This window comes from Chryseobacterium sp. BGARF1, assembly GCF_001677955.1.
In the GTDB taxonomy this organism is placed as follows: domain Bacteria; phylum Bacteroidota; class Bacteroidia; order Flavobacteriales; family Weeksellaceae; genus Chryseobacterium.
Map to the genome: position 1 here is coordinate 1 of NZ_LELA01000141.1, position 5043 is coordinate 5043.

Here is a 5043-nt window from a genome sequence, read left to right on the forward strand (position 1 = left end):
AAGATTCCTCTTGAATTTGCTGCCATAATAAGTAAATTTTAAATCGTTAGTATTTTTGTGATTTCTATAACCCAAAGATAGAGACACCAAAAATATTTTTAAAACTTTTAAACTATTATTTCGAAAATTGTAGTAATTCTACGATTTCTTGTAGTAGAACTACGACAACTGTCTTAGCATAAAAAACAGATTGAGGATGCAATATTTCACCAATAACTTAAAATTATAGCTTCTACGCTATTGGTATCCATAATTTGATTAAATTTACCACCATTCCATAAAGGAATACGAACGGAATATTTAACGTTAGTTCAAAATACTTATGACAAAGAAAAATGCCACTATTTATGATATTTCAAAGAAGCTAAACGTAAGTGTGGCAACGGTTTCCAGGGCATTGAATGACAATCCGAGAATCAGCCAGGCGACGAAAGATTTGGTGATGAAAACGGCAAAGGAAATGAACTATAAGCAGAATAATCTTGCCAAAGCCTTAAAAAGTGGGGAAACTAAAAACGTAGGCATCATCGTTCCGTACATTAATACCAACTTTTTCTCATCAGTAATCCGTGGAATCGAGGAAGAACTTTCTCTTCACGGTTATCATGTGATTATCTGCCAAAGTCATGAAGATGTTTTAACGGAAAAAAAGCATTTAAATACTTTATTAAATGCTCAGGTTGACGGAATTTTTATGTCGGTTTCCCGAACTACTGTTGATACAGAGCACATTCAACAAATTTTAAATACCTCAAATACACCGATTATATTTTTTGACAGAAAGAAAGATATTCCGGGAATTAGCACCGTTACCATTGATGACTACAAAGGAGGTTACATGGCGACCGAACACTTAATTGAGGAAGGTTATAAAAATATCTGTCATTTTGCGGGAGATCTGAATCTTGAGATTTATCAAAATCGTCTAAACGGCTATAAACAAGCTCTACTTGATCACAAATTTCAGGTAAAAGAAGAAAACATTATCTCTACAGGAAGTTCGATTGAGGCAGGAATTGATGCCATCAAAACTTTATGGGGCAGACCATCTATTCCGGATGCAATATTTTCATCGAGTGATTTTGCTGCTCTTGGCGCTTGTCAGGAATTAAAGAAACGTAAAATCAAGATTCCTCAGGAAGTTGCCGTTATCGGTTTTTCAAATGAGCCTTTCACTCAATTTATGGAACTTCCGATGAGCTCTATGGATCAAACCCCTTTGATTATGGGAAATATGGCAGGACAGGTTTTTATTGATCGTATTAAAGATAATTCTTCAGGAGTTTCTATTGAAAAGAAAGTTGTTTTAGCACCACAGATTTGTGTAAGAAAGTCTTCGAAAAGAAAATAATTTTTCTTTTAAAGTAAATAAATTCTCAAAATTGAAACACAGCTTACAAATAAAACCTATCAAAAACAGTCAATTTGTATTTACCGATAGTGATGAGGATTGCGTTAAGAAAATTTTTCTGAGGGAAAAATATTTTGAATTTGTTTGCCTTTTAATTACAGCTTTTTACCAAAAAGAAATTATTGAAAATGATTTTTACAATTATTTCGTAAACTTGTTAAACGACTTGGAAGATGATCAAGATGTATTTTTTATAGAACATCACATACCTCCACATTGGGCGCTATGTATTATACAAAATAAACATACTACTGATACTTATAACAAAAATGATGAAAATAGGCTAAGGGATATTTGGTTAGAATTCACAAAACATAATCGTTTAAAATCATTTATTATCGATTACAATATTTCGAATTAATTTTTTACATAGTATTCTAAATTAGAATTTCTTTTGTCTTAAAACAAAAGAAACAAAAATTCAAGACTTGGAACTGAAAGGTTAAAAATAATCGGTACTCTCTAAAAATTCTAAAACTTGCGCAAATTCAAGATGAGTACTTTGATTGTTAATTTGTGTCGCGCTTCAAACAGAAGAATTTTCTTAACGTTCGCATCGCTTATTTTCTTAACGCTTTCATTTCCTATGTTATTTTTACAATTAACGAAACAGCATCTTTGTCATTCTGACCAAGAGAAGACTTCAACTTTATTTTTTGCTATTACAAAGATTTCATCAATTCAAAGAATTGGAATAAATAAAAAAGTAAAACTAGATATTAAAAATTCCCCTCCTTTGGAGGGGTGGCGAAAAATTTTATATTTTTTGACGGGGTGGTTAATTCGCATAATGTTCAATGATAAAACTTTCCAAATCTCTCATTACAAAATCCAAATTATTCTTCACATCAAAATCACTTACTCTAAAGACTTTTAATCCTAGAGATTCCAGATAATCATGCCAGGTCTTATCATATTCTTTTTTAAAATCATGACTCCATCCATCAATCTCTACCACCAACCCTAATCTTTTAACATAAAAATCGACAACATAATTCCCGATAATTCTTTGTCTGTCAAAATCTATTTTGTGAAATGTATGTGCCCATACTCGTTGCCAAAAAATAACTTCTCCTAATATTTTAGCTTTGCGTTTTCCGCTTAATAAAAGTTTCAAGTCAGGATTGTATGGAAGGATTCCCATAAAGTTTTTACGGATAGGAATTCCGTTGATATGAGATAAAATTTCTTTCATTGTGTTGTGTTTTTGCTTTATATTGAAAAACCTTTCTCGTTTCCGATAAAGATTCTCCCCTTTTCTAAGATGAGTTTTTTTGCAATATAAATAGGTTAAAACAATTAACAATATATTTTTGGGCAGCTATTCCGCCCTCCGTTCTCAATCTTTTTTGCCCTCGTTTTTCCAGCAGCAAAAAAGGATTTCCACTCAGGTCGGGCTGCAATCATATTACGTTTCAAAATGTATGGTGTAATCATTATTAGTACTTAAATACAACGCATTGATTCAAATTTAGAAAATTATGAGAAATAAATCAGGGGCTGTTATATTAAATACTGTATTAACCACCCCGTCTTCTCCCTTTGGTCGAATCCACCCCTCCAAAAGAGGGGAATTTTTTGCGATTCATATTTTGTGATTACAATTAAATTTTGAAATAAAAACCAATACCCTCACATGTTAATTCCTCTCCTCTGGAGGGGAATTTCTGAGATGAATAAAGTGGGTTCCTATTTCAGGCATTCAAAATTTTTCTTTCTGTTTTAAAATTTTTCCTACCTTAGTGATTCCTCAAAATAAAAACACACGATTTTATATACATAGTATTAACCTTTAAAATCAAAAATGATGGGGTTAACAAATTTGAACTCCACCCATTTGAGCAGTGCAAAGATCACTGCCGCACAGGATGCCATCGCGGCATTGGAAACAGCTCTTGCTGAGATTACAATCAACCTTTCACCTGAAGACCGCAGACGGTACGGAAGCATCAACGAGCAAAACAAACTCTTTATAAACAAAGTCTACGATTACAACCAGAGCCAGGCAAACCTGAGTTCTCCCGAAGTCGACTGGGACGAATTCAACAAAGACCACAGCTCCCGAAACAATATGGAAGGGATGATCAGCAGGCTCGAAAGTCTGATTACCAGACTGAACAATGCCAAAACCCTGCATGATTACGATAATTATCAGTCGGCATTGGTAGATTATTTTTATTCAACCTATAAAGCGGGAACAGCTGCACCGGGATTTGAAGACAAATACAAAGATCTGAAACAGTTTTTTGTGAAAAATTCAACCTCTACTGCTCCACCCGAGGAGACCAAGTAAAACTACGATAACTAACCACCCCTTCAATGATTTGGAGGGGTATTTTTATGCTTTTAACTGGTCTTTTAAATATTTTGACAGGTTCTTTAATCATCGAAACACGTTGTTTATTGTTCTCAATACGTTTAACATAGGTTCGGACAGCTTATTTAATCATCCTGAGAGGTTCTATAATGGTCGCTCGGTATACTATACCGCTTCAGATACGTTCATGAAATGTCAGGAGCGGTTGTTTATATATCCAGACCTATCTTTTACCTGCCGGGATAGGTTACATGACTTAGACAGATGGTTATCTTAAGCCATCGGAGATATCAAGAACCCCGCAGGACATTTCATGAACGTATCGGGATAGGTTGTACAACGTATCTAAAGCAATACAAAACGTATCAGGACTTTTTAGCAACCTATTAGAATAGCTTTAGAACGTTTCGGTTGAGGGTTGAAATACGTAGAGATGATTTTTTGTTTTTAATAAGAATTAAAATTTGCTATCGCTATTTATTTCATTATTTTTAACAAAATTATAGTTTGGATTGGCGTAATGCATAAAACCAAATGTTAGCCACAATTTTATGACAGACCAAGAACTTGAACTATTATTGAAAGAAAGAGTTAAGTCGTTTGACTTAAAAAAGACTGCGTTTGATACTCTTGACAAAATTTTTGCTGACAACTCAGACAATGCCGACTTTTTAGGTGGTTTTAAGCAGGAAGAAATTATTTCAAAATTCGATGGATTTATTTATCATATTGACAGACGAAATGGTGCTTCAATTATCAGAACTAAAATAGGCTTGTATGTTGAAAATCAAGATTGGACTGAAAATTTAGAAGGAATTGGCTACTACGAACTTGAAACCGATTTGAAAGGAGAAATATTGGACGACTGGTTTGTAATTGAAAAAGAAAAATACTTGAAAGACATTGGAATTATTTCCCCTTTTCAAAGTATGAATGAGCAATTACCAATTGAGTATCTAAAAAGAAATCATATTCAATACGAGTTTGTATCTTACTTGTCTATGATTGGGACGCTTTTTATCAGTAAACATTTTGAAAGTGCTGGACGATTTATTTTGAGAGCGTACAAAAATTTAGAAATAGTTGACAATACGAAATTTGATGAAGATTATTTAAGACAAGCAAAGAAATTTTTAAAAACCATAAGTTGCTATTTAACGACAAACAACTTAGTAACTGACAATTTGAAACAAGAGCTAACCGAAAATAAAAACTGTGGCTAACAAGGGTAACCGTTGCACAACTCTTTAGTTTTTCCGTTATTCCAAAAAATAAGATAAAAAGCAACCTCTTTTAAAGCGATTTAAAAGAGGTT

5 protein-coding genes are annotated in these 5043 nt (G+C 33.2%); 4 read left to right on the forward strand and 1 reads right to left on the reverse strand.

Annotated elements, in window-relative coordinates:
* Positions 1-322 precede the first annotated feature (322 nt).
* A complete protein-coding gene (locus AB671_RS20575) occupies positions 323-1351 on the forward strand; it encodes a LacI family DNA-binding transcriptional regulator (RefSeq protein ID WP_066681479.1) in 1029 nt (342 codons plus the stop codon).
* Positions 1352-1382: 31 nt separating this feature from the next.
* Entirely contained in the window at positions 1383-1772 is a 390-nt protein-coding gene (locus AB671_RS20580; RefSeq protein ID WP_066681477.1) for a hypothetical protein, read from the forward strand.
* Between the two features lie 417 nt (positions 1773-2189).
* Here the strand turns inward: AB671_RS20580 and AB671_RS20585 are convergent, their stop codons facing one another.
* Positions 2190-2606, reverse strand: coding sequence for an endonuclease domain-containing protein (locus AB671_RS20585; protein ID WP_082987379.1), 417 nt, complete (start codon positions 2604-2606; stop codon positions 2190-2192).
* A gap of 612 nt (positions 2607-3218) precedes the next feature.
* Between AB671_RS20585 and AB671_RS20590 the strand changes: the two genes are divergently transcribed.
* Positions 3219-3704: a hypothetical protein gene (locus AB671_RS20590; protein WP_066681480.1), complete on the forward strand. Its 486-nt coding sequence runs from the start codon at positions 3219-3221 to the stop codon at positions 3702-3704.
* Positions 3705-4279: 575 nt separating this feature from the next.
* Positions 4280-4951: a hypothetical protein gene (locus tag AB671_RS20595; RefSeq protein ID WP_066681475.1), complete on the forward strand. Its 672-nt coding sequence runs from the start codon at positions 4280-4282 to the stop codon at positions 4949-4951.
* The last annotated feature ends 92 nt before the right edge of the window (positions 4952-5043 follow it).